Raw genomic sequence first — 26,579 nt, 5'->3', positions numbered from 1 at the left:
GCCCCACACAACGCCCGCGCACAGCGCGGGCCGCCCCCCCCGCCCCCCGGGGGGGGGCACGGCCCCGTTCGTGTGCTTTCCTGCACCTTGGTGCCCCGCATGTGCCGCAGGCAGTGACCGGGAACGGACGGTCAATTTCCGTTTGGGCTCGCTCCTTTGGCGGGCGATCAGTAGCCTCAGCTCGAACACCGGACCGGCTATGCCTTGGAGAACTGGATGGAGCGTCCCGCCTGGGCCCCTCGCAGCATCGACATCTCGGTGCCCAGCGTGTCCCGGATCTACGACTTCTACCTGGGCGGTTCGCACAACTTCGAGGTCGACCGGGAAGCCGCCCGCCGTGCCATGGAGTTCCTGCCGGGGCTCCCCAAGATCATGCAGGCGAACCGGGCGTTCATGCGCCGCGCCGTGCGCTTCGCGGCCGAACAGGGCATCGACCAGTTCCTGGACATCGGCTCCGGCATCCCGACCTTCGGCAACGTCCACGAGGTGGCCGGACGCGCGCGCCCCGGCGCCCGCGTCGTGTACGTCGACCACGACCCGGTGGCGGTCGCCCACAGCGAGGCGGTCCTGGAGGGCAACGACGACGCCGGCGTGGTGGCGGCGGACCTCCTCAAACCTGGGGAGATCCTCAACAGCCCCCAGGTGCGGCGGCTGATCGACCTGAATCGACCGGTCGCCCTCCTGCTGGTTGCCATACTGCACTTCGTGGAAGACGCGGACGACCCGTACGCGGCGGTGGCCGAGCTGAGCGACGCGCTCGCGCCCGGCAGCCTGCTCGTGCTCACGCATGCCTCGTACGAGGGAATCCCGCTGCCCGCCGAACGGGCCGGGGGAGCGGTGGACGTGTACCGGGACATCCGCAATCCGCTGATCATGCGTTCGCGCGACGACATCGCGCGGTTCTTCAAGGGGTACGACATGGTGGAACCCGGACTGGTTCCGATGCCGCGCTGGCGGCCCGAGGGGTCGCCCGAGGACGAGGACCCGTACGCGTTCTCCGGGTTCGCCGGCGTGGGACGTACGGCGTGATGGCGGAGCCGGACGGGCCGGAGGACAGACTGCGCCGGTTCGCGACGATCTGGAGCCGGGCCGTGTTCCCGGTGACCTCGACGTCGTCCACCCGGCCCGAGTTCGAGGACCAACTGCTGCCGCTGGCCCGCCGGCTGAGCGAGGTGCTGCGCGCCCACGGCTTCGACGCGGCCGAGGCCCGGGCGGTCGGCGCCGCACTCGTCGACTGCCACTGCACCGACCCCGAGGCGCTCGCCCGGACGCTCGACTGCGTCGACGCCTACCTGGTGCTCTACTGCGGCGAGGACGGCGACCCCGAGGGCCTGCGGGCCCGTTCGGCGCGGGTCCAGCACGCCATGGCCGCCGGGTTCGCCGGGGCGCTCAGGGCCAGGACCCTGGCCGAACAGGAGGCCATCGCGCAGGCCGCCCTGAAGGCACAGGGTGTGGTGGCCGAGGCGCTGCACGCCAGCGAGGCCCGCTTCCGCGCCGTCTTCGAGGGCGCCGCCATAGGCATCGGCATCGCCGACCTGGACGGCAACGTCCTCCAGGTCAACGAGGCCCTGATGCGCATGTTCGGCATGGCCGACCCGGCGCTCGGCGGCCGCAGGGCGACCGAGTGGACGCATCCCGACGACGCGCCGCAGACCTGGCGCCTCTACGACGAGCTGGTGCGCGGCGAGCGCGAGCACTACCACGTGGAGAAGGCCTTCTACCGGCCCGACGGCACGGTCCTGTGGACCAACCTGACCGTCTCCCTGCTACGGGACGCCGACGGCACCCCGCAGTACCAGCTGGCGCTGATGGAGGACACCACGGAGCGGCGGCTGCTCAACCTGCGGCTGCGCTACGAGGCCACGCACGACGCGCTCACCGGCCTGCCCAACCGGAGCTTCTTCTTCGAACGCCTGGAGAAGGCCCTGAACGCCGGGCCCGGCCTGCGCTTCGGCCTGTGCTATCTCGACCTCGACGGCTTCAAGACCGTCAACGACAGCCTCGGCCACGCGGCCGGCGACCGGCTGCTCGTGGAGGTCGCCGACCGGCTCCAGGCCTGCGCCACGGCGCCCGGCGAGATGGTCGCCCGGCTCGGCGGCGACGAGTTCGTCGCCCTGACCACCGGCCCGGACACCCGGCACGAGGTCGACGAGCTGGCCGGCCGCATCATGAACGCGCTGCTCGCCCCGATCAGCGTCGACGGCCGCGAACTGACCGTGCGCGGCAGCATCGGCATCGTCGAGGGCCCGGCGGGCGAACGCAGCCCGGCGGAGGTGCTGCGCAGCGCCGACATCACGATGTACCGGGCCAAGTCGGCGGGCGGCAACCGCTTCGAGCTGGCCGACCCGGAGGCCGACGCGCGCGTCATCACCCGGCACGGGCTGACCACCGCGCTGCCGGCCGCCCTGGAGCGCGGCGAGTTCTTCATCGAGTACCAGCCGCTGGTCCACCTCGGCGACGGCAGTGTGCGCGGCGCCGAGGCGCTGGTGCGCTGGCTGCACCCGCAGCACGGGGTGCTCGGACCGGACCGCTTCATCCCGCTCGCCGAGCACACGGGGCTGATCGTGCCGCTGGGCCGCTGGGTCCTGGAGCAGTCCGTGCGGCAGGCCCGCGCCTGGCGGGAACGGTACGGGGAGACGACCGCGGCGGGCCCGCTGCGCATCAACGTCAACCTCTCGCCCTGCCAGCTCACCCACCCGGGCCTGGTCCAGGACACCGTCGAGATCCTGGAGCGGACCGGGGTCGCGCCCGACGCGCTGTGCCTGGAGGTGACGGAGTCGGCGTTGATCGGCGCGGACGACGACCTGCTCAAGCCGCTGCGCCGGCTGGCCGAGATGGGCGTCGACATCGCCCTGGACGACTTCGGCACCGGCTACTCCAACCTCGCCAACCTGCGCAGGCTGCCGGTCAGCGTCCTCAAGCTGGACCGTTCCTTCACCCAGAGCATGCAGCAGTTCCCCGCCGACCCCGTGGACCTCAAGATCGTCGAGGGCATCGTCGCCCTGGCCCACAGCCTCGACCTCGCGGTCACCGTCGAGGGCGTGGAAACCGGCGCCCAGGCGGAGCAACTGCGGATACTGGGCTGCGACACGGCCCAGGGCTGGTACTACGCCCGCCCGGGCCCACCGGAGCGACTGCACGACCTGGCGTTGGTGGACGCGACGGCGTAGCGCCCCGTAAGGGGCGCGGGGCTCTGACATCATGTGGCTCCGCCGCGTGGGCGCGACCAGCCACGACGCACCCGCGGCCCCGGACGGCGCTGACCATCAACGGCGCCCCCGGGCCCCGCACGCAACGAACCGTCACCTTTCAAGCAGCATCCGCTGCAACTCCCGTGCCGCCCGCGGCGGAGCCACATCGCTACGGTGCGCCAGCGCGATCGTCCGGTGCAGCCCCGGCCGGGCCAGCGGCGTCACCCGCAGCCCGCGCCCGGACCGCGCCGCGACCATCCGGGGCACGACCGCCATCCCCAGCCCCGCCCGCACGAACCCCAGCACCGCGTCCATCTCGCCCCCCTCCACCGCGAAGTCCGGCTCGAACCCCGCGGAGCGGCACGCGGCCACGGTCAGCTCCCGCAGGTCGTAGCCGTGCCGGAACATCACCAGGCGTTCGCCCTCCAGGTCCGCGATGTCCACGGCCCGGCGTCCGCCGCCCGGCCGGGCCGACTCCGGGGACGACACCACGACCAGGTCCTCCCGCAGCAGCTCCACCGTGGTCAGCGCCGGCGAGGCGGTGGGCAACGGCAGCACGACCAGCGCGAGGTCGAGCGCGCCGCGCGCCAGCTCCCGGACCAGGTCGTGCGAGCCGCCCTCCTCGATCAGCAGCTGGATGCCCGGATAGCGGTCGTGGAACGCGCGCAGCACGTCGGGGAGCAGGCCCGTGCACACGCTCGGCGTCGCGCCCAGCCGGACCCGGCCGCGACGCAGCTGCACCAGCTCCAGCACCTCGTGCCGTGCGGTGTCCGCGTCGGCCAGGATGCGCCGGGCCAGCGGCAGCAGCGCCTCCCCGGCGTCGGTGAGGGTGATGTTGCCGCGGGCCCGCAGGAACAGGTCCGCGCCCAGCTCCCGCTCCAGCGCCTTGATCTGCTGGGACAGCGACGGCTGTGCCACGTGGACCGCCTCCGCCGCGCGCGTGAAGTGCCGCGTCTCGGCGACCGCCACGAAGTACTGAAGCTGTTGCAACTGCATACGGCGAGCATACGCCGTCGATAGAGAGTGTCTATGGAAACCAGGCAGACCATGTCTTGGACCGATGGGGCGCCTTCCCCGTAACGTCCTGTGACATGGCTCTGGCAACGCGGACGGACCGACGGCCGTCCATGGCGCGCACCGTGTGGGACTCGACCGTCGGCAAGAAGACAGTGATGGCGGTCAGCGGTCTCGTCATGCTGCTCTACCTGGTCGCCCACATGATCGGGAACCTGAAGATCTTCTTCGGGCCCGAGGAGATCAATCACTACGCCCACTGGCTGCGTACGGTCGGTGAGCCGTTCATGCACTACGAGTGGACGCTCTGGCTGATCCGTGTCGTCCTCGTGGTCGCCGTGGTCGCGCACGCCACCTCCGCGTACCAGCTGAGCCGCCGCGACATCAAGGCGCGCCCCACCAAGTACGCGAACAAGAAGGCGGGCAAGAGCTTCGCCACTCGCACGATGCGCTGGGGCGGGATCATCCTCGGCCTGTTCATCGTCTGGCACATCCTGGACCTGACGACCGGCACCGTGCACCCGGGCGGCTACGAGCACCTGCGCCCGTACCAGAACATCATCGACACGTTCTCCACGTGGTACGGCAACGTCATCTACGTCGTCGCTGTGGTCGCCCTCGGCTTCCACGTCCGGCACGGCCTGTGGAGCGCCGCCCAGACCCTCGGCGCCGGCAGCTGCACCCGCGACCGCGCCCTGAAGACCGTCGCGAACGTCCTCGCGCTGCTGCTCACGGTCGGCTTCATCGCCGTACCCGTGGGCGTCATGACCGGAGTGGTGAGCTGACATGACAACCTACGCCGACTACACGACCGGTGAGCCGGTCGCCGACACCAAGGCTCCCGCGGGCCCGGTCAACGAGCGCTGGGACACCCGCCGCTTCGAGGCGAAGCTGGTCAACCCCGCCAACCGGCGGGGGCAGACCGTCATCGTCGTCGGCACCGGCCTCGCGGGCGGCTCCGCGGGCGCAACCCTCGCCGAACAGGGCTACCGCGTCGTCCAGGTCTGCTACCAGGACTCCCCGCGCCGGGCGCACTCCATCGCCGCGCAGGGCGGCATCAACGCCGCGAAGAACTACCGCAACGACGGTGACTCCGTCCACCGCCTGTTCTACGACACCGTCAAGGGCGGCGACTTCCGTTCCCGCGAGTCCAACGTGCACCGGCTGGCACAGATCTCCGTCGAGATCATCGACCAGTGCGTCGCCCAGGGCGTGCCCTTCGCCCGCGAGTACGGCGGCCTCCTCGACACCCGCTCCTTCGGCGGCGTCCAGGTCTCCCGTACGTTCTACGCGCGAGGCCAGACGGGCCAGCAGCTGCTCCTCGGCGCCTACCAGGCGCTCAGCAGGCAGATCGCGGCCGGCAACATCGAGATGCACCCGCGCACCGAGATGCTCGACCTGGTCGTGGTGGACGGGCGGGCGCGCGGCATCGTCGCCCGGGACCTGATCACCGGGAAGATCGACACCTACTTCGCGGACGCCGTCGTGCTGGCCAGCGGTGGCTACGGCAACGTCTTCCACCTGTCGACCAACGCCATGAACTCCAACGCGACCGCCGTCTGGCGGGCGCACCGGCGCGGCGCCTACTTCGCCAACCCCTGCTTCACGCAGATCCACCCCACGTGCATCCCCCGCACCGGCGACCACCAGTCCAAGCTCACGCTGATGAGCGAGTCCCTGCGCAACGACGGCCGGATCTGGGTGCCGAAGGCGAAGGGCGACGACCGCCCGCCGAACAAGATCCCCGAGGGCGAGCGCGACTACTACCTGGAGCGCATCTACCCGTCCTTCGGCAACCTCGTCCCCCGCGACATCGCCTCCCGCGCCGCGAAGAACGTCTGCGACGAGGGCCGGGGCGTCGGCCCCGGCGGCCAGGACCAGAGGGGCGGAGCCGAAGGCTCCTCGGTTGAGGGCGGTGGTGGGAGACGGGAGGGCGTGTACCTGGACTTCGCCGATGCGATCAAGCGGATGGGGCGCAAGGCGGTCGAGGCCAAGTACGGCAACCTCTTCGACATGTACCAGCGGATCACCGACGAGGACCCGTACCGGGTGCCGATGCGGATCTACCCCGCCGTGCACTACACGATGGGCGGTCTGTGGGTCGACTACGACCTCCAGACCACCGTCCCCGGTCTGTTCGCCGTCGGGGAGGCAAACTTCTCCGACCACGGCGCCAACCGTCTCGGCGCCTCCGCGCTCATGCAGGGCCTGGCGGACGGCTACTTCGTCCTCCCGGCCACCATCAACGACTACCTCGCCCGCAACCCGCACAAGGATGAGGTGAACGACGACCACCCGGCGGTGCGGGAGGCGGTCGCCGAGACCGAGGACCGGCTCAGCCTGCTCCTCTCCGTGGACGGCGACCGCACCCCGGACTCCTTCCACCGCGAACTGGGCGAGCTGATGTGGGAGTTCTGCGGCATGGCCCGCACCGACTCCGGCCTGCGCAAGGCGCTGGAGCGCATCCCGCAGATCCGCGAGGAGTTCTGGCGGCGCATCAAGGTCCCGGGCACCGGCGAGGAGTTCAACCAGTCCCTGGAGAAGGCCAACCGCGTCGTCGACTACCTGGAGCTCGCCGAGCTGATGTGCCTCGACGCGCTGCACCGCTCCGAGTCCTGCGGCGGCCACTTCCGCGAGGAGTCCCAGACTCCCGACGGCGAGGCGGCCCGCAGGGACGACGAGTTCGGCTACGCCGCCGCCTGGGAGTTCACCGGCACCGGCGACGCGCCCACCCTGCACAAGGAAGACCTGGTCTTCGAGTACGTCCACCCCACCCAGCGGAGCTACGCATGAAGCTCACCCTGCGCGTCTGGCGGCAGCAGAACACCGACGCCGACGGCGCCATGTCCACGTACGAGGTGGACGGGATCTCCCGCGACATGTCCTTCCTGGAGATGCTCGACACCCTCAACGAGGAACTCATCCTCAAGGGCGAGGACCCCGTCGCCTTCGACCACGACTGCCGCGAGGGCATCTGCGGCGCCTGTTCACTGGTCATCAACGGCGACGCGCACGGGCCCGAGCGCACCACCACCTGCCAGCTGCACATGCGGTCCTTCCGGGACGGCGACACGATTGATATCGAGCCGTGGAGGGCGTCTGCGTTTCCGGTCGTGAAGGACCTGGTCGTCGATCGGTCCGCCTTCGACCGGATCATCCAGGCCGGGGGTTACATCACCGCTCCTACCGGTGCGGCGCCGGAGGCGCATGCGGCGCCGGTGCCCAAGCCGGACGCCGACTTCGCCTTCGAGCACGCGGAGTGCATCGGGTGCGGGGCGTGTGTCGCGGCGTGCCCGAACGGGGCGGCGATGCTGTTCACATCTGCGAAGGTCAATCATCTGAACGTGCTGCCGCAGGGGGCGCCCGAGCGGGAGACGCGGGTGCTGGACATGGTGGGGCAGATGGATGAGGAGGGGTTCGGTGGGTGCACGCTGGCCGGTGAGTGTGCGACGGCTTGCCCGAAGGGCATTCCGCTCGTGTCCATCACCAGCATGAACAAGGAGTGGCTGCGGGCTGCGAGGAAGGTGCAGCGGTAGCGCCGTAGGGGGTGCTGTTGCTGGGCGGCTGCGGGTGCGTCGTGGTTGCTCGCGCCCACGCGGCGGAGCCGCACAGTGTCACAGCCCCGCGCCCCTTTCGGGCGCGTTTAGTGAACGTTCGCCGACAAAGTGCGGACGGGCGGGGCCGGGGGAGGTGCTCCCCTCGGCCCCGTCTCGCTTGCGCGCCCGGCATTCAGCAAGCGCACATCCGTTCTCCCGGCACTGGTCACGCGGCGTACAGCCGGCGTCGGAAGAACTGTGGCGGACCCGCACCGCGACCAGGAGAGCACCCATGACCGGCGTACTGACCGCAGACCGTCCCCCGAAGCCCGCCGCACCCCACCGCTACACGGTCGCCCTCGCCCGCGACGAGGACGACGTGCGGGCCGCGCAGCGGCTGCGGCACGACGTCTTCGCCGGGGAGATGGGCGCGCTGCTGGCGAGCGCGCAGCCCGGGTACGACGTCGACCCCTTCGACGCGTACTGCGACCACCTGCTCGTGCGCGAGGAGACGACCGGGCAGGTCGTCGGCACCTACCGGCTGCTGCCCCCGGAGCGCGCGGCGGTCGCCGGACGGCTGTACGCCGAGAGCGAGTTCGACCTCACGGCGCTCGACGCGATCCGGCCCGGACTGGTCGAGGTCGGCCGCTCCTGCGTGCACCCGGGCCACCGTGACGGCGCCGTCATCGGGCTCATCTGGGCCGGCATAGCCCGCTACATGACCGACCGGGGCCACGAGTGGCTGGCGGGCTGCTGCTCGCTCCCGCTCGCCGACGGCGGATCGCTCGCCGCCGGCACCTGGGACCGGGTGCGGGCCAAGCACCTGGCGCCCGAGGAGTACCGGGTACGGCCGCTGCTCCCGTGGGTACCGCGCACGGCGGCGCCCGCCGGCCGCACCGAGCTGCCCGCCCTGCTGCGCGGCTACCTCCGCCTCGGCGCCTGGGTCTGCGGGGAACCCGCGCACGACGTGGACTTCGGCGTCGCCGACCTGTACGTGCTGCTGCCGATGAGCCGGGTCGACCCGCGCTATCTGCGGCACTTCCTCTCGCTCGTCCCGGCCTGATGAGCGCCTGGCTGCCGGTCGCGCCCTGCACCCCGGCGACCTGCGTGGAACCGCACCGGGCCGCCGTGGCCGTACCGCGCGCGGTGCTGCGGCTCACCGCGGTCGCGCTGCTGCTCCTCGCCGCGGTCGCGGTCGTGCTGACGCCGGTCCGGCGGCGGGTGCCGGCCGTCGTGGTGGCGCACTGGTCCCGTTGGGTGGTGCGGGCCGCGGGTGTGCGGGTCCGTGTCACCGGTGCCGCCGCGCCCTCGGGCGGGCTGCTCCTCGTCGCCAACCACGTCTCCTGGCTCGACATCCCGCTGCTGGCCGCCGTACGCCCCGCCAGGATGCTGGCCAAGAGCGAGATCCGGCGCTGGCCGGTGGCGGGCGCGCTGGCCGCACGCGGCGGGGTGCTGTTCATCGAACGCGACCGGCTGCGGGCGCTGCCGGACACGGTCGCCGCGATCGCGCTGGCCCTGCGCGCGGGCGCCGCCGTCGCCGCCTTCCCCGAGGGCAGCACCTGGTGCGGGCGCGCCCGGGGCGCCTACCGCCGGGCCGTGTTCCAGGCCGCGCTGGACGCCGGGGTGCCGGTCCAGCCGGTGCGTCTCAGGTACCGGGCCGGGGAGCGGGGGGTGAGCACGGCTCCGGCGTTCGTCGGCGCGGACACCCTGCTCGCCTCGATGTGGCGGGTGGCGTCGGCCCGCGGGCTGACCGCCGAGGTGGAGGTGTGCCCCGTCGTACCGCCGGGCCGCCACCGCGACCGCCGCTCCCTGGCGGAGGCGGCCCAGTGGATGGCTCCACCCGGCGACCCGCACGGTCACCGGGGGAAAGCACCTTCGAAAAGTATGTGTGTTTTGTGAGGTATGTGCCGTTTCCGTGGCGCTGGATGCGGACAACCGGAAGGCAGGCACTCGAAAGGAGGGTGATGGCAGATGATCACCCGTGAAGAGATCGCCAACGTCCTGGACCAACCGGTCTACGACGGGGACGGCAACAAGATCGGCGACGCCAAGCATGTCTTCTTCGACGACATGACCGGGCGCCCCGAGTGGGTGAGCGTCAAGACGGGCATGTTCGGCTCCGGCGAGTCCTTCGTGCCCATTCGCGACGCCGCGCTGGTGCAGGACCACCTAGAGGTTCCCTACGGCAAGGACCAGGTCAAGGGCGCGCCCAGTGTCGACGTCGACGCGGGCGGCCATCTGTCGGAGACCGAGGAACACCGGCTCTACGACTACTACGGCATCAACTGGGACAGCGTGCTGTCCGAGGCCGAGCGGACCGACGACGGCCGCTGGGCCGCCGGTCCGGGACCGGCGGGCACGGCAGGAGCCGCCGGCGCGGCGGGTGCCGCGGGCCTGGCCGGCACGACCCGTGGGACCGGCGACACGGACATGGGCCGCGACACGGACATGGGCCGCGACACGAGCATGGGCACCGGTACGGACATGGGCTCGAGCGGCGCGGCCGGCATGGCCGGACGCCGGGAAGCCCCGGACCGGACGGGCCTGCGCGAGGACGAGGCCATGACCCGATCCGAGGAGCAGATGCACGTCGGCGTCGAACGACGTGAGTCGGGCCGCGCCAGGCTGCACAAGTACGTCGTCACCGAAGAGGTGCAGCAGACCGTGCCCGTGAAGCACGAGGAAGTGCGCGTGGTGCGCGAGCCGATCACGGACGCCAACCGTGGCGACGCGCTGGCCGGGCCCGAGATCAGCGAGGCCGAGCACGAGATCACACTGCACGCGGAACGCCCCGTCGTGGAGACCGAGACGGTCCCGGTGGAGCGCGTCCGGATGACCATGGAGGAGCACACCGAGAACGAGACGGTGCGCGGCCAGGTCCGCAAGGAGCGGATCGAGGCCGAGACCGAGTCCTTCGACGAGGACGACATCCCGCGGGGCCGCGAGTGACTGAACCCCGCCCGCACCGCGAGAACTGGCGCCGGTGAACCGGCTTCACCGGCGCGTCCCGCCGTCCAGGGCCTGGTCCAGATACGGCGCGGTGGCGCTGCCGTCAGCACACGCCACCTCGCCGGGCGGCCCCGCGGCGACGATCCGCCCGCCGGCGTCGCCGCCGCCCGGCCCGAGGTCGATCACGTGGTCGGCGCCCGCCACCACGGCCATGTCGTGCTCGACGACGACCACCGTGTGCCCGGCGTCCACCAGGCCGTGCAACTGGCGCATCAGCACCTCGACGTCCGCCGGATGCAGGCCGGTCGTCGGTTCGTCGAGGAGGTAGAGGGTGTGGCTCCGGCGGCCCCGCTGGAGTTCGCTCGCCAGCTTGATGCGCTGCGCCTCCCCGCCAGACAGCTCGGTGGCCGGCTGGCCGAGCCGCAGATAGCCGAGCCCGACGTCGAGCAGCGCGGCCAGGCTCCGCGCCACCGCCGGCGTGTCCGCGAAGAACTCCGCCGCCTCCTCCACCGTGAGGTCGAGGACCTCGGCGATGTTCCGCCCCCGGTACGCCACTTCGAGCGTCGCGGGGTTGTAGCGTGCCCCGCCGCAGTCGGGGCACGGCGCGTACGTGCTCGGCAGGAACAGCAGCTCGACGCTGACGAACCCCTCGCCCTGGCAGGTCTCGCAGCGCCCGCCGGCCACGTTGAAGGAGAAGCGGCCCACGCCGTACCCGCGTTCCCGGGCCTGGTCGGTGGCGGCGAAGACCTTGCGCACGACGTCGAACAGGCCCGTGTACGTGGCCAGGTTGGAGCGTGGGGTGCGCCCGATCGGCCGCTGGTCGACGGAGACCAGCCGCCCCACCCCCGGCAGGTCCTCGGTGATCTCTCCGACGAGCGTCGACTTCCCCGAGCCGGACACGCCGGTCACCGCGGTGAGCACCCCGAGCGGGAAGTCCGCGGTCACCCCGCGCAGGTTGTGCCGGGTGACCGGACCGACCGTCACGGTGCCCCCGGGGACCCGCGCCTCGCGCACGGGGGCGGGGGAGCGGTCGAAGAGGTGACGGGCGGTCGCGGAACCGGCGACCTCCGCCAGTCCGGCGACCGGGCCGCTGTACAGCACCCGTCCGCCGTGCTCGCCCGCCAGCGGACCGACGTCCACGATCCAGTCGGCGCCGCGCACCACCGCGAGCTGGTGCTCCACCACGAACACCGAGTTGCCCGCCGCCTTCAGCCGCTCCAGCACCGTCAGCAGCGCCTCGGTGTCCGCCGGGTGCAGCCCCGCCGACGGCTCGTCGAGGACGTACACCACCCCGAACAGCCCGGAGCGCAGCTGCGTCGCCAGCCGCAGCCGCTGCAGCTCGCCCGCCGACAGGGTGGGCGTCGGGCGGTCCAGGCTCAGATAGCCGAGGCCCAGCTCGACGACGGGCGTGATGCGGGAGAGCAGGTCCCCGGTGAGCACCTTGGCCGTCTCGCCGCCGGTCGGCAGCACCCCGGCCAGCTCGGTGAGCGGCAGCGCGGCCAGTTCGGCGATGGTACGGCCGCCGACGGTCACCGCCAGCGACTCCGCCCGCAGCCTGCCGCCGCCGCAGACGGGGCAGGGCGTACTGGTGAGGAAGCGCTCGGCCTTCGCCCGCAGCGTGGCGCTCCTGGAGTCGGAGAACGTCTTCATCACGTACCGCCGGGCGCTCATGTACGTGCCCTGGTACGGCCGCTGGATGCGGCCCGCGTCGCGCACCGGATGCACCGTGACCACGGGCTGCTCGTCCGTGAACAGGATCCACTCCCGCTCGGCGGCGGGCAGCTCGCGCCAGGGCCGGTCCACGTCGTACCCGAGCGCGCCGAGGACGTCCCGCAGGTTCTTGCCCTGCCAGGCGCCCGGCCACGCGGCGATCGCGCCGTCCCGGATCGACAGCGCCGGGTCCGGGACCAGCAGCTCCTCGGTCGTGCGGTGCACCCGGCCGAGTCCGTGGCACTCGGGGCAGGCCCCGGCCGCCGTGTTCGGCGAGAAGGCGTCGGAGTCCATCCGCTCGGCGCCCGGCGGGTACTCGCCGGCCCGGGAGAAGAGCATCCGCAGGGAGTTGGAGAGGTTCGTGACGGTGCCCACCGAGGAGCGGGACGTCGGTGCCGCGCGGCGCTGCTGGAGCGACACGGCGGGCGGCAGCCCGGTGATCTCGCCCACCTTCGGCGCACCGACCTGGTGGATCAGCCGGCGGGCGTAGGGCGCGACCGACTCGAAGTAGCGCCGCTGCGCCTCCGCGTAGACCGTTCCGAAGGCCAGCGACGACTTCCCGGACCCGGAGACACCGGTGAAGACGGCGACCACGTCCCGGGGGACGTCCACGTCCACGCCCTTGAGGTTGTGCTCACGGGCGTCGCGCACCCGGACGTACGGGTCGTGGGGGCTGTGCACCCCGCGATTCTACGCCGGGGCGGCGGACGTCCCCGCGCCGACGACCCGGGCGAGCCGCCGGTAGGAGTCCAGCAGCGCCTCGCGGTCGTACGTGCTGGTGGTCACCAGGACCTCCTGGGCGCCGGTCTCCTTCACGAGCGTCTCCAGTTCGTCGGCCACCTGTTCCTCGGTGCCGGCGATGTGCCCGGCGAGTCCGGACTCGTACAGGTCGCGTTCCTTGGCGGTCATCGTCCGTGCCTCGACCTCCCCGGCCGGGGGCAGCGGCGGGAAGGTGCCGCGGGTGCGGGCGTGGGTCATGGACCAGGCCTCCGGGACCAGGAGCCGCCGGGCCGCCTCCGGGGTGCCGGCCACGGCGATCGTGCCGGACACGACGACGTACGGCTCCGGGCTCCACTCGGAGGGGCGGAACCCGGCGCGGTAGCGGTCGATGCCCCGGCGCATGCGGTCGCGGTCGCGCAGGTCGCCGATGACCATCGGCAGGCCCGCGCGGGCGGCCACAGCGGCGCCCTCGCCCATCGCCAGCACGAACGGCGGGACGGCCAGCCCCTCGGCGGGGCGGGCGTGCGCGCCGGTCGGGGAGGTGCCGCGGAACCAGCCCAGCAGCTCGCCCAGTTGCGCCTCGAAGTCGTCGGCGTCGTCCTTGTCCCGGCCCAGGGCCCTGCGGACGCCGTCGGTGAAGCCCACCGAGCGGCCCAGCCCCATGTCGATCCGGCCGGGGAAGAGCGACTCCAGCACGCCGAACTGCTCGGCCACCACCAGGGGCCGGTGGTTGGGCAGCATCACGCCGCCGGTGCCGACGCGTATGCGGCTGGTGGCGCCGGCCACCGCGGCCGCGAGCACGGTCGGCGCCGAGCCCGCCACCCCGGGCACGCCGTGGTGCTCCGACACCCAGAACCGGTGGTAGCCGAGCCGCTCACCCTCCCGCGCCAGCTCCACGGTGTCGCGCAGGGCCTCCGCGGCGGTCCGGCCGGCCCGGATGCGGGAGCGGTCGAGAAGGGAGAAGCGCGTGGTGGCGATCGTCGAGGTCACATCCGGTTCAACGTCCGCGGGCCGCACAGATTCCCGGCGCCGCGTTCTAGTGTGGTCGGGTGACCGACAGCAGCAGGCCCCCGGTGGCCGTGTTCGACCTGGACAACACCCTCGCGGACACCGCGCACCGGCAGCGCTTCCTGGAGTGCCGGCCGCGCGACTGGAACGCCTTCTTCGCCGCCGCCCCGCTCGATCCGCCGCTCGCGGAGGGCATCGCGTTGGCGCTGGAGCGCGCCGAGGAGTGCGAGATCGTCTATCTGACCGGGCGGCCCGAGCGCTGCCGGCGCGACACGCTCGACTGGCTGGCCGCGCACGGCCTGCCCGAGGGGCCCGTGCACATGCGGGGCAACGCCGACCGCCGGCCGGCCCGGCGGACCAAGCTGGAGATCCTGCGGCGGCTCGCCCGCACCCGCGAGGTCCGGGTCCTCGTCGACGACGACGAGCTGGTCTGCGACGACGCCGCACGGGCCGGTTTCGCCGTCGTCCGGGCGCGCTGGGCGGAGCGGTCGGCCGAGCTGCGGGTGGCGCAGGAGCGCGAGGGCCGTACCTGACCGTCCGGTGAGCTGCCGAGGGCTCAGTCCGACTCCTCCAGGCGGAAACCGACCTTCAGGCCGACCTGCCAGTGCGCGACCTCGCCCTCCTCGATCTGGCCGCGCACCTGGGTCACCTCGAACCAGTCCAGGTTGCGCAGCGTCCGCTGGGCGCGCCTGACGCCGTTGCGGACGGCCTGGTCGACGCCGTCGGGCGAGGTGCCGACGATCTCGGTGACCCGGTAGGTGTGGTTCGACATGAGGGTGCTCCCTTCCGCGCGGGCGGCGGTGTGTCATGCGTCACTCCACCGTGCCCCAAGTCGCGGCGGAGCGCGAGGTATCGCTCTCCGGGCGGGTAACCGTGCGTCACCCCCTTGACCCCTCCTATTGGTACATACCAAAATTCCAGACACCCGTTCGAGCTTCGGGCTCGCCCCCCATGTCGGGTCCCCCTTGGTGTGCGCAGGACACCCCTGTCCGCCTCCGCCCCCTGTCCGTCAGACAGAAGGACCCCTCGTGAGCCGACGCCCCCTCGCCCTTGTCTGTGTGTCCGCCTCGCTGCTCAGCGGCTGCGGACTGATCTCGCAGGACGGCGGGAGCGAGCGGCGCACCGTCACCGTGTGGCTGATGAAGGACAGTGCCTCGCAGGGCTTCCTGCGGCGGTTCACCGAGGGCTTCGAGAAGGACCACCGCGACCTCGACCTCGACATCCGCATCCAGGAGTGGACCGGCATCGGTGACAAGGTGCAGACCGCGCTGAAGGGCGACGGCACGGACGGGCCCGACGTCATCGAGGTCGGCAACACCCAGGTGCCGCAGTACGCGGAGGGCGGCCGGCTGCAGGACCTGACCCTGGAGTCGATGCGCGACTGGGGCATCCGCGACTGGCTGCCGGGCCTCGCCGAACCCGGACAGTACATGTCCCAGCAGTTCGGCATCCCCTGGTACGCCGCCAACCGCGTCGTCATCTACCGCAAGGACCTCTTCGAGCAGGCCGGCGTCGCCGAGCCGCCCCGCAGCCGCGAGGAGTGGATCACCGCCACCGAGAAGCTCGACTCCGACGGCCGCCAGGGCATCTACCTCGCCGGACAGGACTGGTACACGCTCTCCGGCTTCATCTGGGACGAGGGCGGCGAGCTGGCCACCCAGGACGGCGACGGCGGCATCTGGACGGGCGCCCTGGACTCCGCGGCCGCCCTGCGCGGCATGGACTTCTACCAGGAACTTCAGGCCCTCGGCGACGGGCCGGCCGACGCCGACGAGGAACATCCCCCACAGGGCGACGTGTTCGCCAAGGGGCAGGTCGCGCAGATCGTCGCGGTGCCCGGCCTCGCCCAGTCCATCGTCCGCGAGAACCCCGAACTCAAGGGCGAGCTGGGCTTCTTCCCGGTGCCCGGCAAGAACGCCGGCAAGCCCGGCGCCGTCTTCACCGGCGGCTCCGACCTCGTCGTCCCGAAGAACGCCGACGAACACGAGGGCGCCCTCGCCGTGGTCGAGGCGCTGGCCGGCGCCAAGTGGAACACCGACCTGGCCCGCACCATGAACTACGTCCCCAACAAGAAGTCGCTCGCCAAGGCCGTCGCGGGCGAGGAGGGCGCCGCGGCCATGGCGGCCGGTGCCGCACAGGGCCGGGCGACGCCCGGTACGCCCCGCTGGGGTGCCGTCGAGGCGGCCAACCCGATCAAGGACTACATGACGAAGGTGCTCAAGGGCGCCGACGCGAAGTCGGAGGCCCGGAAGGCCTCCGACCGCATCACCGAACTGCTGGACGTCAACGCCCGCTGAACCCGCGCGGGTTCAGCGCACCACGCTCAGCGACAGCGCGAACCGGTCCTCGCCGTCGGTCCACCAGTGGGCCAGTTCCAGCCCGGCCGCGGCGAGTTCGGCCCGTACGCCCTCCCGCCGGAACTTCGCGGACACCTCGGTGCCCAACTCCTCCCCGTCCGCGAAGTCCACGGCCAGGTCGAGCGCCTGGACCTTGACCGTCTGCGCGGCGCGCGAACGCAGCCGCATCTCGATCCACTCCCGCTCGGGATTCCATCGCGACACGTGCTCGAAGGCGGTGGGCGCGAAGTCGGCCTCCAGCTCCCGGTTGATCACGGACAGCACGTTCTTGTTGAACTCGGCGGTCACCCCGGCCGCGTCGTCGTACGCCCGGACCAGCACCCCCTCGTCCTTGACCAGGTCCGTGCCCAGCAGCAGGGCATCGCCGGGGGAGAGCAGGGCGCGTACGGCGGCCAGGAACGCGGCGCGCTCGTCGGGCAGCAGGTTGCCGATCGTGCCGCCCAGGAACGCCACCAGCCGGGGACCCGGCGTGTCGGGCAGCGTCAGACCGCCGGTGAAGTCGGCGATCAGCGCGTGCACCTGGAGGTCCGGCCGCTCGGCGACGAGCGCCTCACCGGCCTGGGTGAGGGCGCTCTCGCTGACGTCGACCGGCACGTAGCCGCGCAGGCCGGTCAGCGCGTCGAGCAGGAACCGCGTCTTCTCCGAGGAACCGGAACCCAGCTCCACCAGGGTCCGGGCGCCGGTCGCCGCGGCGATCTCGCCGGCCCGGTCGACGAGGATCTCCCGCTCGGCCCGGGTCGGGTAGTACTCGGGCAGCGCGGTGATCTCCTCGAACAGCTCGCTGCCCCGCGCGTCGTAGAACCACTTGGGCGGCAGCCACTTGGGCGTGCTCGTCAGGCCCGCCAGGACGTCGGCGCGCAGGGCGGCGCCCGTGGCGTCCTCGGGCAGCGTGCGGGTCAGTCGGAACTGGCTCACGTGCGGGGCTCCTTGGGAGAGGCGAAAGCGTCGGCGGGGGCGGGATCGCCCGGTTCCTTCAGCGGGGTGAGCTGCACCTCCGTGCGGCCCGCCACGAGCAGCGTGCGGTCGGGGACCTCCTGCCAGTGCGGGTCGTCGTCGTACGGCTCCGAGGCGACCACCGTGCCGCCGCCGGGGCGGGTCAGGTACCACAGCGTGTCGCCCCAGGTGGTCGCCGTGATCGCGGCGCCGTCGGTGAGCAGCAGGTTGAGCCGGGAGCCGGGGGCCGCCGCGGCGACCTCCAGCACCGTCTCGGCCAGCGCCCGGCCCTCGTCGTCCCCGGCCCGCAGCCGGGCCAGCACCAGCGCCCACACGAGCGCCGAGTCGTTGCGGGACTCCAGCGACAGCAGCTCCCCGGCCGGCAGCGTCCCGGCCACCCCCGCCAGCGAGCCCGGCCAGCCGCTCACGGCTCCGTTGTGGCTGAACAGCCAGGTGCCCGCCGCGAAGGGCGCGGCCGCGGCCTCCGCGTCGGCGCCCGCCAGCGTCGCGTCCCGTACGGCGGCCAGCAGCGCCCCGGTCCGCACCACCCGGGCCAGGTCGGCGAAGGACTGGTCCGCCCAGATCGGCCCGGCCCGGCGGTACCGGGCCGGCACCGGGTCGCCCGCGGCGTACCAGCCGACGCCGAACCCGTCGGCGTTGACCGTGCCGTACCGCTGGTGCCGGGGCGCCCACGACTGGCGGTACAGGCCGTGCGGCGGCGCCACCAGAAGCCGGCCGAGCGGCTCCTCGGGGCCGACGTACGCGAGGTGTCGGCACATCAGGCGACCTCCGCCGACAGCGCGGTGCGGAACCCGGAGAAGATCTGCCGCCGGATCGGATAGTCCCAGTTGCGGAACGTGCCCCGGCAGGCCACCGCGTCCACGGCGAACGAACCGCCGCGCAGCACCTTGTGGTCGGGCCCGAAGAACACCTCCGAGTACTCCTTGTACGGGAACGCCCGGAAACCCGGGTACGGGGCGAAGTCGCTCGACGTCCACTCCCACACGTCGCCGATCAACTGCCGCACACCGAGCGGCGACTCACCGGCCGGGTAGCTGCCCGCGGGCGCCGGGCGCAGATGGCGCTGGCCGAGATTGGCGTGCTCCGGGCCCGGGTCGGCGTCGCCCCACGGGTAGCGGGCCGTGCGGTCGCCCGCCGGGTCGTGCCGGGCGGCCTTCTCCCACTCGGCCTCGGTGGGCAGCCGGCGGCCGGCCCAGCGGGCGTACGCGTCGGCCTCGTACCAGCACACGTGCAGCACCGGCTCGTCGGCCGGCACCACCTCGGTGACCCCGAAGCGGCGCCGCAGCCACTGCCCGCCGTCCCGGCGCCAGAACAGCGGGGCGGTGATGGAGTGCCGGCGGATGTGGTCCCAGCCCTCCGGAGCCCACCAGCGCGGGTCGTCATAGCCGCCGTCGTCGATGAACGCCCGGTACGCGCCGTTGGTCACCGGCGTCGTGTCGAGGAAGAACGGCGCCACCTCCCGCCGGTGCGCGGGGCGTTCGTTGTCCAGCGCCCACGGCTCGGTCGAGGTGCCCATCGTGAACGGGCCCCCGGGCACCAGGACCTCCGACGGGCCGGTGAACAGCGGCACCGGGTCCGGGTCCGGGGCGGTCAGCGCCTGCGGGCCCTTGCGGAGCTGGTGGGTGATCAGCATGGTCTCGTCGTGCTGCTGCTCGTGCTGGGCGATCATCCCGAAGGCGAAGCCCGCCTCGGTGAGCCGGGTCCCGTGGAACGCGGCCCCCTCCAGCACGTCCAGCGCCCGGCCGCGCACGTCGGCCGCGTACCCACGGGCCTCGGCGGGCGACAGCAGCGGCAGCCGGGGCCGTTCGGCGCGCGGATGCTCGAAGGCGTCGTACAGGCTGTCGATCTCGGGCCGTATCGCCTCGTGCCCGCCGACCGCGCGCAGCAGCCACTGCTCCTCCTGGTTGCCGATGTGCGCCAGGTCCCAGACCAGCGGGGACATCAGCGGCGACACCTGGGCGGTGAGGTCGGGCCCCTCGATGCAGCTGGTCAGCAGGGTGGTGCGGGCGCGGGCGCGGACGAGCGTGTCCAGGGCCCGCTCGCGCAGCGCGTCGGCGTCGCCGGGGTCGGCGGTGGCGTGGGCGGCGGTGTCGGTGGCGGTGTCCATGGCGGGGTCGGTCATGAGCGGGTCTCCCTCCCGTGCGGGCCAGGGCTCGCGCCGTCCGGCGGGTCCAGCAGATCGTCGGCGGGGCAGCGGCCCCTGCGGACGTAACGCTCCAGGTACCCGGCGACGGCGTCCGTGACCTCGGTCGTGGCGCCGAGCCGGGGCAGCGCGTCGAGCGCGGCCGCGAAGCAGGTGACGGCCGCCTCCCGCAGCTCCGGATCGGTGAGGGCGTCGCGGGCCGCGTCCTCGTACAGCGGGTTGTGCGGGCCGGGCAGGCCGAGGGTGCGCTCGGCGAGCGGCTTGACGGCCCGGTAGGCGGTCTCGGTGGCCTCCGGATCGTCGAACAGCGCTGCCGTCACGGCGAGCGGCACGATCCAGCCGTCGTCGCCGGGCTGCGCGTCGATCATGCGCAGCTCCAGGTGGCCGCGCGGCCTGACCGGCGGGAACAGCGTGGTCAGGTGGTAGTCGAGATCCTCGCGGGTCGGCGGCCTCGGCGCCCGGTTCCTGGTCCACTCCCGGAAGGTCAGGCCCTCCGGTACGTCCCAGGGCCCGCCGTCGTCGCGTACGCACATCACCGGGGCGTCCAGGACGTGCCGGGTCCAGGCGCCGCGCGGGTCGGTGTTCAGCGGAGGGCCGCCGGCCCGGGCGGTGCCTATCTGGGCCCATCGAAGCTGCCGGGTGGACCGCCAGCCGGTGGGCCGGTCGCCGGCCAGCGGGGAGTTGGCGAACGCGGCCACCAGGACCGCGCCCAGCTGGTGGGCCAGCCACCAGCGGCGTACGTGCCCCAGCGGGCCGGGTTCCTCGTGCCCGGCGTCCACGCAGACCTGCACGGACGCGGAGGCGCACATCATGAAGCGCCCGGCGGGGCCGGTGCGGTCGAGACAGGCCTCCATGGCGTCGTAGCGCGGCTGCCGCAGGAAGCGGCGCGGCTCTTGCCAGGGATCGTGGCCGAGGCCGACGAGGGCGAGACCGTCCTCGCGCAGAACCGCGCGGACGGCGTCCAGGTCGGCGGAGACGGCACGCACGCACTCCATCAGGGAGGCCGCGGGGAGCGAACTCAGCTCCAGCTGGCCACCTGGTTCGACGGTCAGCGCCGACCTCAGGGGCACGGCCCGCAGCGCGGTGTACACCGCCTGGAGCCGTTCGGGTGATACGGGGAGCCGCGGCGCGCGCAGCTCGTGGACCAGCCATTCCACCTCGACACCGAGGAGCCTGGGCGGACCGGTCTTGAAGCAGATGCCGTGGACCAGCGCCTCGACCTCGGCCTCACTGACGGCGGTACGTGGCCGGATACAGCCACCAACCAAATCGGACATGTCGGGATCCTCCTGAGATTCCACCATGCCGCCGACCCATGAACAGGTGGGCCGGGTCGGCACACTCGTCCCACCCAAGACCCTCGTGCGGCTCCGCACAAGGATGCATTTCGGGATGTTCCGGATCGGTAATGTCCGCGACCTGTTTGTTTCCGGGGGCTTTCCCCGGTGTCTGCCGACAGCAAAACTCCGTTGCGACGCACCACCAGCATCACCCAGGATTCCAGCATGAGCACGACGGGGGAGACCGCGCGGCGCGTGGTCAGGGCGTCCACGGGGGTGGCGCCGTGAGCGCGCGCCTGCGGGGCCTCGCACAGCAGACCGAGCAGATCGTGGCGGCCGGGATCTACCGCACGGCGGACGGCCGCGAGGTGCCCGTCGGCGCCGCGGTCGAACGGGCCCGCGAGGGCACGCGGATGTACGGGCCGGAGCCCGTGGCACCGGGCGCTCTCACCCCGGTGCGGACCGTCTTCGAGGTCACCGGCGAGAGCAGCCTGGAGGCCGCCCGCCGGCTCGGCGGCGAGGTCGCCGTGCTCAACTTCGCCTCCGCCCGCAATCCCGGCGGCGGCTACCTCAACGGCGCCCAGGCCCAGGAGGAGGCCCTGTGCCGGGGCTCCGCGCTGTACACCTGCCTGCTGCGGGCGCGCGAGTTCTACGACCACCACCGCGCCCACCGCGACCCGTTCTACACGGACCGCGTCATCCACTCGCCGGCCGTGCCCGTCTTCCGGGACGACCGCGGCCGCCTGCTCGACGAGCCGTACACCGCCGGATTCCTGACCTCCGCCGCGCCGAACGCGGGCGTGGTGCTGCGCACGGCCCCGGAGCGCGCCGCCGAACTGCCGGCCGCCCTGTCCGCGCGCGCCGAGCGGGTGCTGGAGACGGCCGCCGCCCACGGGTACCGGCGGCTGGTGCTCGGCGCCTGGGGCTGCGGGGTGTTCCGCAACGACCCGGTCCAGGTCGCGGGCGCGTTCAGGACGCTGCTCGGGCCCGGCGGACGGTTCGCCACCGCGTTCGAGCGGGTGGCGTTCGGCATCCTGGACCGCACGCCGGGCGGCACGGTCCGCGAGGCGTTCGCGCGCGCGTTCCCCGAGGCCGGGTGACCGGCGGCCGTCGATCGCCTCAGCTCCAGCCGTAGCGCTCCCGCAGCCGCTGCCGTACGAGATTGAACCGCATCCGGTCCAGGGCGCACGCCTCGCGGCGCATGCCGGCGTCGTGCAGCCTCAGCACCCGGTCCACGTCGACCCACGAGTCCCGTCCGGAGCGGTCCCACGGCCCGCTCCCGATCGGCACCCACTCCCGGTCCCCGTCGTGCCGCTTGCTGGACAACCGCACCGCCAGCACGGTGCCGGCCGCCTCCCGGGCGACGACGAGCACGGGCCGGTCCTTGCCCCTGCCGTCGTTCTCCTCGTAGGGCACCCACGTCCAGACGATCTCGCCGGGATCGGGGTCACCGTCGTGCGCGGGGGAGTACTCGGTACGGACCCGGCCCACCCTCCCGGGGTCGGCCTCGGTGGTCGCGGAAGGACCGTAACGGCCGGGGACGGTGTCACCGTCGTTGTCGTTGTCGTCGGTAGAGGCGCTCACGGGCCGTACCGTACGGGACGCCGCCGCGGGCCTGTGCGGAGCCCCGGGGCGGGCCCCGGCCACCCGCCGTCCCCCCGACCGCCCGCTGTCGTCCCCTGGCCGCCGCCGTCCCCCTGGCCGCCACCCGTCGCCCCCGCGGGGGCCCGCGGCGGGCCTTGGCCGCCCGCCGTTCCCCCCGGCCGCGCGCCGTCGTCCCCTGGCCGCCCGCCGCCCCCGGCGGGGACCCGCGAGGGCACTGGCTGCCCGCCGTTTCCTCCGGCTGCCCGCCGTCGCCCCCGCCTCGCCCGCGTCCGGTCGGCGCCGCCCGTGATCGGGTGGCAGGCTGATCACCGGGCCCCCGCTTCGCCGCCCGGGGGCGTGGCCGCGACCGTACGAGTCAGAAAGCGACGTCATGACCGACCAGCTCACCGTGACCGTCCTGGGCACCGGCATCATGGGTGCCGCGATGGCCCGCAACCTCGCCCGCGCCGGACACACCGTCCGCGTCTGGAACCGCAGCCGGGACAAGGCCGAGCCGCTGGCCGCCGACGGCGCGTACGTCGCCGCCGGCCCCGAGGAGGCCGTACGGGGCGCGGACGTCGTCCTCACGATGCTGTACGACGGTCCGGCCGCGCTCGACGTCATGCGGCGCGCCGTACCCGGTCTGCGGCCCGGCACCGTGTGGGCGCAGTCCACCACCGCCGGCGTCGACGCGGTCGCCGACCTGGCCGCCTTCGCCCACGAGCACGGCCTCGTCTTCGTCGACGCGCCCGTTCTGGGCACCCGGCAGCCCGCGGAGGCCGGCCAGTTGCTGGTGCTGGCCGCCGGTCCGGCCGCCGCCCGGGACACGGTGGGGCCGGTGTTCGACGCCGTCGGCTCCCGCACCGTGTGGACCGGCGAGGACGGCGCGGCCGGCAGCGCGACCCGGCTGAAGCTGGTGGCCAACAGCTGGGTGCTCGCCGTGAACAACGCGGCGGGAGAGAGTCTCTCGCTCGCCAAGGCCCTGGGCGTGGACCCGGACGCCTTCCTCGACGCCATCGCCGGCGGGCCCCTCGACATGGGCTACCTGCGTGCCAAGGCGGGCCTGATCCGGGACGGCGCGCTGACACCCGCCCAGTTCGCGGTCGGCACCGCCGAGAAGGACGCCCGGCTCATCGTCGAGGCCGGCGAGGCCAACGGCGTCCGCCTGGACCTCGCCGCCGCCGGTGCGGACCGCCTGGCACGCGCCGCCGCGCAGGGCCACGGCGACGAGGACATGGCGGCGGCGTACTTCGCCAGTTTCGAGGAGAAGTCGTCCCACTGAGCGCCCGGGGTACCGGGGAACGTGAGACCGCGACGCCGAGCCGATCTCGGCGCACACGAGGACGAGAAGGAGCCCGCATGTCCAAGCCACCGCTGCCGCCCGAGGCCGTCGCACTGCTGCGCCGCCCCAACCCGGCCGTCATGGCGACCCTCCGCTCGGACGGCGCGCCCGTCTCCACGGCCACCTGGTACCTGTGGGAGGACGACGGCCGCGTGCTGGTCAACCTCGACGCCGGCCGCGTACGCCTGGGACACCTGCGCCGCGACCCGCGCGTCACCCTCACCGTCCTCGCGGACGACGACTGGTACACGCACGTCACCCTCATCGGCCGCGTCACCGAGATGCGCGACGACGAGGACCTCACGGGCATCGACCGGCTCTCCGCCCAGTACACCGGCAAGCCGTACCCGAACCGGGAGCGGCCCCGGGTCAGCGCCTGGATCGAGGTGGAGCGCTGGCACGGCTGGGGCTCGCTGAAGGACAGCGACCAGCCGTCCGGCTGACGCGCGCGGCACGCGACGGGTGCGGGCGTGCACTCGCCCGCGCCCGTCGCGTGCACCCGTGTGCGCTCGCGCCGCTCAGACCCGCTCGGGCGCGGGCGCCGACTCCGCGCCGGCGTACGGCACTTCGCCCCCGGGCTTACGGTGGAACAGCCTCCCCGGCCACCAGAACCAGCGGCCCAGGTCCAGGGCGAGCGCGGGCACCAGCACCGTACGGACCAGGAAGGTGTCCAGCAGAACCCCGATCCCGACCAGGACGCCCATCTGCGCCATGGTCACCAGCGGCAGCCCCGCGAACACCGCGAAGGTCGCGGCGAGGACGACACCGGCCGAGGTGATGACACCCCCGGTGCTGGTCAGTCCCTCCAGCACGCCGCGGGTGTGCCCGAGCCGGGCGGCCTCCTCCCGTACCCGGTGCATCAGGAAGATGTTGTAGTCGATGCCCAGGGCCACCAGGAACACGAAGCCCATCAGCGGCATCGACCAGTCGACGCCCGCGAAGCCCAGCACGTGCTCGAAGAGCAGGTTCGAGGCGCCCAGCGCCGCCAGGTACGACAGCACCACGGTGGCCAGCAGCAGCACCGGCGCGACCAGGGCGCGCAGCAGCCACACCAGGACGGCCAGTACGACCAGGAGCACGATCGGGACGACCGTGGTCAGGTCGCGGCCGGCGGCCCGCTGGGTGTCCAGGTTCTGCGCGGTGGTGCCGCCGACCAGGGCGTCCGCCCCGGCCACCCCGTGCACGGCGTCCCGGAGGCGGTCGACGGTGTCCTTGGCGCGTTCGCTGTCCGGGGTGTCCGCCAGGACGACGGAGAGCAGCGTGAGCGTGCCGTCCGGGCTGCGGTCGCCGCCCGGCTCCACGCGGGCCACGCCCTCGACGTCCGCCGCGGCCCGCCGCACCGTGTCGGCCTGCCCGGTGGCCGTGACGATCTTCGCCGGGTCGGAGGCACCGGACGGGTAGTGCGCCGAGATCCGCTCCTGGGCGACGACGGACTCCGGCTTGTCCTGGAACATCTCCGCCTGGGTCAGCCCCATCGAGATGCCGGCCACGCTGAGCGCGAGTGCCCCGGTGACGGCCACCGACATCAGCCACGACCAGCGGGGACGCCGGGCCACCGCGGCCCCGACGCGGGACCACACGGTGCGCGACGAGCGGGCCGGCGTGCCCTCCCGCGGCACGAAGGGCCAGAACACCCAGCGGCCGGTGATCACGAGCAGGGCCGGCAGGACGGTGACCATCGCGAGGAAGGCGCACACCACGCCCACGGCGCCCACCAGGCCCAGCGAACGGGACGAGTTGATGTCCGCGAAACCCAGACACGCGAGGCCCGCCGCGATGGTGCCGGCCGAGGCCAGAACCGCCGGACCCGAGCGGACCAGCGCGATCCGCATCGCCTCGTGCCGGTCGGCGTGACGGTGCAACTCCTCGCGGTAGCGGGCGATGAGCAGCAGCGCGTAGTCGGTGCCGACCCCGAAGACCAGCACCATCAGCACGCCCGCGCTCTGCGGGTCGACGGGCAGTCCGGCATACCGGGCCAGCAGGTAGGTGCCGACCTGGGTGAGCACGGCCGCGAAGCCGACGGAGAGCAGGGGCAGCAGCCACAGCACGGGGCTGCGGTACGTGATGAGCAGCAGCACCGCCACGACCAGCCCGGTGGCGATCATCAGGGTGGCGTCCAGGCTGTCGAAGACGGCGACCTGGTCGGTGAGCGAGGCGGCGGGGCCGCCCACGACGACGTCCACACCGGGCGGCGCGTTGGCGCCCACCTGGTCGCGCAGTTCGTCGATCTTCGCGGTGATGTCGTCCTCGCTGTCCAGCGGCACCACCGTCATCAGCGCGTCACCGTCCTCCGACGGAACGGGCGGCGACACCTCCTCGCCCTCGGCCACGTACCGGGCGAGCACCGAACGGTCGGCCGCCGCCTGCGCCTCGGCGCCCGCGCCGGTGTGGACGACCACGGCGGGCATCAGCGTGTCCGTACGGAACCGCTCCAGCTCGGTGTTGACCCGCGCGGACTCCGCGCCGCGCGGCAGGAAGGCGTTGGCGCTCGAGTCCTCGACGTCGCCCAGACGGCCGGCCAGCGGTCCCAGGGCGACGGCCACGATCAGCCAGGCGGCCAGGACGAACCACTTGCCGCGCCGCCCACCGGGCGCACGGGCGACACGCCGCAACAGCGCACGCATGAGTAATCTCCTTCATGGGGAACGCGCCCGCCGGTCGGTGACCGGTGCGGGGCGCACGGGACCCGCACCGCGGCGCTGAAGGTGTGTCGACCTGCCGCGGCGTACGGGACGGATGTGTGTCTCGGGTGTGTCACCGGACGATGTCCGGGGTGTTCCGCCGTGGTACG

The 26,579-nt window shown here is 73.1% G+C and carries 23 protein-coding genes; 13 read left to right on the top strand and 10 right to left on the bottom strand.

Features of this window, described 5'->3' with window-relative positions; translation table 11 throughout:
* Positions 1-216: 216 nt before the first annotated feature.
* Together ACFWR9_RS18650 and rmdA are read left to right on the top strand one after the other, a co-directional pair.
* On the top strand, positions 217-1,029 hold the full coding sequence (locus tag ACFWR9_RS18650; protein ID WP_383843055.1) for an SAM-dependent methyltransferase: 813 nt from the start codon (positions 217-219) through the stop codon (positions 1,027-1,029).
* Positions 1,026-3,170 carry a cyclic Di-GMP phosphodiesterase RmdA gene (gene rmdA, locus ACFWR9_RS18645; RefSeq protein ID WP_383843052.1) on the top strand — a complete coding sequence of 715 codons (2,145 nt, stop codon included), beginning with the start codon at positions 1,026-1,028 and terminating at the stop codon, positions 3,168-3,170. The genes ACFWR9_RS18650 and rmdA overlap by 4 nt, the downstream gene beginning before the upstream one ends.
* Before the next feature lie 132 nt (positions 3,171-3,302).
* On the opposite strand, the gene ACFWR9_RS18640 is transcribed toward rmdA, so the two are convergent.
* On the bottom strand, positions 3,303-4,187 hold the full coding sequence (locus tag ACFWR9_RS18640; protein ID WP_383843049.1) for a LysR family transcriptional regulator: 885 nt from the start codon (positions 4,185-4,187) through the stop codon (positions 3,303-3,305).
* A 131-nt stretch (positions 4,188-4,318) separates the two neighbouring features.
* Here ACFWR9_RS18640 and ACFWR9_RS18635 point away from each other — a divergent pair, with 131 nt between their 5' ends.
* The 6 genes from ACFWR9_RS18635 (at position 4,319) to ACFWR9_RS18610 (ending at position 10,690) form a co-directional block, all read left to right on the top strand.
* Positions 4,319-4,990, top strand: coding sequence for a succinate dehydrogenase (locus ACFWR9_RS18635; protein WP_383843071.1), 672 nt, complete (start codon positions 4,319-4,321; stop codon positions 4,988-4,990).
* Position 4,991: 1 nt separating this feature from the next.
* Positions 4,992-6,998 carry a fumarate reductase/succinate dehydrogenase flavoprotein subunit gene (locus tag ACFWR9_RS18630; RefSeq protein WP_383843046.1) on the top strand — a complete coding sequence of 669 codons (2,007 nt, stop codon included), beginning with the start codon at positions 4,992-4,994 and terminating at the stop codon, positions 6,996-6,998.
* Positions 6,995-7,741 (top strand): succinate dehydrogenase/fumarate reductase iron-sulfur subunit, encoded by a 747-nt coding sequence (locus ACFWR9_RS18625; protein WP_383843043.1) that lies wholly within the window; start codon positions 6,995-6,997, stop codon positions 7,739-7,741. Before ACFWR9_RS18630 ends, ACFWR9_RS18625 begins: the two co-directional genes overlap by 4 nt.
* A gap of 292 nt (positions 7,742-8,033) precedes the next feature.
* The gene (locus ACFWR9_RS18620; RefSeq protein WP_383843040.1) at positions 8,034-8,804 is read left to right on the top strand and encodes a GNAT family N-acetyltransferase; all 771 of its coding nucleotides are present in this window, start codon (positions 8,034-8,036) and stop codon (positions 8,802-8,804) included.
* A complete protein-coding gene (locus tag ACFWR9_RS18615) occupies positions 8,804-9,640 on the top strand; it encodes a lysophospholipid acyltransferase family protein (protein ID WP_383843037.1) in 837 nt (278 codons plus the stop codon). The genes ACFWR9_RS18620 and ACFWR9_RS18615 overlap by 1 nt, the downstream gene beginning before the upstream one ends.
* A gap of 72 nt (positions 9,641-9,712) precedes the next feature.
* The gene (locus tag ACFWR9_RS18610) at positions 9,713-10,690 is read left to right on the top strand and encodes a DUF2382 domain-containing protein (RefSeq protein ID WP_383843034.1); all 978 of its coding nucleotides are present in this window, start codon (positions 9,713-9,715) and stop codon (positions 10,688-10,690) included.
* 45 nt (positions 10,691-10,735) lie between these two features.
* Here the strand turns inward: ACFWR9_RS18610 and ACFWR9_RS18605 are convergent, their stop codons facing one another.
* Together ACFWR9_RS18605 and ACFWR9_RS18600 are read right to left on the bottom strand one after the other, a co-directional pair.
* The gene (locus ACFWR9_RS18605; protein ID WP_383843031.1) at positions 10,736-13,081 is read right to left on the bottom strand and encodes an ATP-binding cassette domain-containing protein; all 2,346 of its coding nucleotides are present in this window, start codon (positions 13,079-13,081) and stop codon (positions 10,736-10,738) included.
* A 9-nt stretch (positions 13,082-13,090) separates the two neighbouring features.
* On the bottom strand, positions 13,091-14,110 hold the full coding sequence (locus ACFWR9_RS18600) for an LLM class flavin-dependent oxidoreductase (protein WP_383843029.1): 1,020 nt from the start codon (positions 14,108-14,110) through the stop codon (positions 13,091-13,093).
* A 59-nt stretch (positions 14,111-14,169) separates the two neighbouring features.
* Here ACFWR9_RS18600 and ACFWR9_RS18595 point away from each other — a divergent pair, with 59 nt between their 5' ends.
* The gene (locus tag ACFWR9_RS18595) at positions 14,170-14,661 is read left to right on the top strand and encodes a hypothetical protein (protein ID WP_383843026.1); all 492 of its coding nucleotides are present in this window, start codon (positions 14,170-14,172) and stop codon (positions 14,659-14,661) included.
* Positions 14,662-14,684: 23 nt separating this feature from the next.
* Here ACFWR9_RS18595 and ACFWR9_RS18590 read toward each other — a convergent pair whose 3' ends face one another.
* Entirely contained in the window at positions 14,685-14,900 is a 216-nt protein-coding gene (locus ACFWR9_RS18590) for a dodecin (protein WP_383843024.1), read from the bottom strand.
* A gap of 256 nt (positions 14,901-15,156) precedes the next feature.
* On the opposite strand from ACFWR9_RS18590, the gene ACFWR9_RS18585 reads away from it, so the two are divergent.
* Positions 15,157-16,425: an extracellular solute-binding protein gene (locus ACFWR9_RS18585; RefSeq protein WP_383843021.1), complete on the top strand. Its 1,269-nt coding sequence runs from the start codon at positions 15,157-15,159 to the stop codon at positions 16,423-16,425.
* A gap of 12 nt (positions 16,426-16,437) precedes the next feature.
* On the opposite strand, the gene egtD is transcribed toward ACFWR9_RS18585, so the two are convergent.
* The 4 genes from egtD to egtA are packed head-to-tail and all read right to left on the bottom strand — an operon-like array spanning position 16,438 to position 20,859.
* A complete protein-coding gene (egtD, locus tag ACFWR9_RS18580) occupies positions 16,438-17,400 on the bottom strand; it encodes an L-histidine N(alpha)-methyltransferase (RefSeq protein WP_383843018.1) in 963 nt (320 codons plus the stop codon).
* Positions 17,397-18,197 carry an ergothioneine biosynthesis protein EgtC gene (egtC, locus tag ACFWR9_RS18575; protein WP_383843015.1) on the bottom strand — a complete coding sequence of 267 codons (801 nt, stop codon included), beginning with the start codon at positions 18,195-18,197 and terminating at the stop codon, positions 17,397-17,399. Before egtC ends, egtD begins: the two co-directional genes overlap by 4 nt.
* Positions 18,197-19,561, bottom strand: a complete 1,365-nt coding sequence (gene egtB, locus ACFWR9_RS18570) for an ergothioneine biosynthesis protein EgtB (RefSeq protein ID WP_383843012.1) — start codon at positions 19,559-19,561, stop codon at positions 18,197-18,199. Before egtB ends, egtC begins: the two co-directional genes overlap by 1 nt.
* Entirely contained in the window at positions 19,558-20,859 is a 1,302-nt protein-coding gene (gene egtA, locus ACFWR9_RS18565; protein ID WP_383843009.1) for an ergothioneine biosynthesis glutamate--cysteine ligase EgtA, read from the bottom strand. Before egtA ends, egtB begins: the two co-directional genes overlap by 4 nt.
* 287 nt (positions 20,860-21,146) lie before the next feature.
* On the opposite strand from egtA, the gene ACFWR9_RS18560 reads away from it, so the two are divergent.
* Positions 21,147-21,962, top strand: coding sequence for a TIGR02452 family protein (locus ACFWR9_RS18560; RefSeq protein WP_383843007.1), 816 nt, complete (start codon positions 21,147-21,149; stop codon positions 21,960-21,962).
* A 19-nt stretch (positions 21,963-21,981) separates the two neighbouring features.
* Here ACFWR9_RS18560 and ACFWR9_RS18555 read toward each other — a convergent pair whose 3' ends face one another.
* The gene (locus tag ACFWR9_RS18555; protein WP_383843004.1) at positions 21,982-22,446 is read right to left on the bottom strand and encodes a type II toxin-antitoxin system PemK/MazF family toxin; all 465 of its coding nucleotides are present in this window, start codon (positions 22,444-22,446) and stop codon (positions 21,982-21,984) included.
* 391 nt (positions 22,447-22,837) lie between these two features.
* Here ACFWR9_RS18555 and ACFWR9_RS18550 point away from each other — a divergent pair, with 391 nt between their 5' ends.
* Together ACFWR9_RS18550 and ACFWR9_RS18545 are read left to right on the top strand one after the other, a co-directional pair.
* Complete coding sequence (locus ACFWR9_RS18550; protein ID WP_383843001.1) at positions 22,838-23,728, top strand: NAD(P)-dependent oxidoreductase; 891 nt, start codon at positions 22,838-22,840, stop codon at positions 23,726-23,728.
* Positions 23,729-23,805: 77 nt separating this feature from the next.
* Positions 23,806-24,231, top strand: coding sequence for a PPOX class F420-dependent oxidoreductase (locus tag ACFWR9_RS18545; RefSeq protein WP_383842999.1), 426 nt, complete (start codon positions 23,806-23,808; stop codon positions 24,229-24,231).
* A gap of 75 nt (positions 24,232-24,306) precedes the next feature.
* On the opposite strand, the gene ACFWR9_RS18540 is transcribed toward ACFWR9_RS18545, so the two are convergent.
* On the bottom strand, positions 24,307-26,412 hold the full coding sequence (locus tag ACFWR9_RS18540) for an MMPL family transporter (protein WP_383842996.1): 2,106 nt from the start codon (positions 26,410-26,412) through the stop codon (positions 24,307-24,309).
* Positions 26,413-26,579 lie beyond the last annotated feature (167 nt).

Origin of the sequence: Streptomyces sp. NPDC058534 (assembly GCF_042717365.1) — a bacterium.
GTDB lineage: Bacteria > Actinomycetota > Actinomycetes > Streptomycetales > Streptomycetaceae > Streptomyces.
This window is presented reverse-complemented; position numbering and strand designations above follow the sequence as displayed.

Excerpts from the sequence above, each read along its gene's own strand:
- ACFWR9_RS18650 (WP_383843055.1), top strand. The coding sequence starts at position 217 with ATGGAGCGTCCCGCCTGGGCCCCTCGCAGCATCGACATCTCGGTGCCC.
- ACFWR9_RS18640 (WP_383843049.1), bottom strand. The coding sequence starts at position 4,187 with ATGCAGTTGCAACAGCTTCAGTACTTCGTGGCGGTCGCCGAGACGCGG.
- ACFWR9_RS18635 (WP_383843071.1), top strand. The coding sequence starts at position 4,319 with ATGGCGCGCACCGTGTGGGACTCGACCGTCGGCAAGAAGACAGTGATG.
- ACFWR9_RS18630 (WP_383843046.1), top strand. The coding sequence starts at position 4,992 with ATGACAACCTACGCCGACTACACGACCGGTGAGCCGGTCGCCGACACC.
- ACFWR9_RS18625 (WP_383843043.1), top strand. The coding sequence starts at position 6,995 with ATGAAGCTCACCCTGCGCGTCTGGCGGCAGCAGAACACCGACGCCGAC.
- ACFWR9_RS18620 (WP_383843040.1), top strand. The coding sequence starts at position 8,034 with ATGACCGGCGTACTGACCGCAGACCGTCCCCCGAAGCCCGCCGCACCC.
- ACFWR9_RS18615 (WP_383843037.1), top strand. The coding sequence starts at position 8,804 with ATGAGCGCCTGGCTGCCGGTCGCGCCCTGCACCCCGGCGACCTGCGTG.
- ACFWR9_RS18610 (WP_383843034.1), top strand. The coding sequence starts at position 9,713 with ATGATCACCCGTGAAGAGATCGCCAACGTCCTGGACCAACCGGTCTAC.
- ACFWR9_RS18590 (WP_383843024.1), bottom strand. The coding sequence starts at position 14,900 with ATGTCGAACCACACCTACCGGGTCACCGAGATCGTCGGCACCTCGCCC.
- egtC (WP_383843015.1), bottom strand. The coding sequence starts at position 18,197 with ATGTGCCGACACCTCGCGTACGTCGGCCCCGAGGAGCCGCTCGGCCGG.
- egtB (WP_383843012.1), bottom strand. The coding sequence starts at position 19,561 with ATGACCGACCCCGCCATGGACACCGCCACCGACACCGCCGCCCACGCC.
- egtA (WP_383843009.1), bottom strand. The coding sequence starts at position 20,859 with ATGTCCGATTTGGTTGGTGGCTGTATCCGGCCACGTACCGCCGTCAGT.
- ACFWR9_RS18550 (WP_383843001.1), top strand. The coding sequence starts at position 22,838 with ATGACCGACCAGCTCACCGTGACCGTCCTGGGCACCGGCATCATGGGT.
- ACFWR9_RS18545 (WP_383842999.1), top strand. The coding sequence starts at position 23,806 with ATGTCCAAGCCACCGCTGCCGCCCGAGGCCGTCGCACTGCTGCGCCGC.
- ACFWR9_RS18540 (WP_383842996.1), bottom strand. The coding sequence starts at position 26,412 with ATGCGTGCGCTGTTGCGGCGTGTCGCCCGTGCGCCCGGTGGGCGGCGC.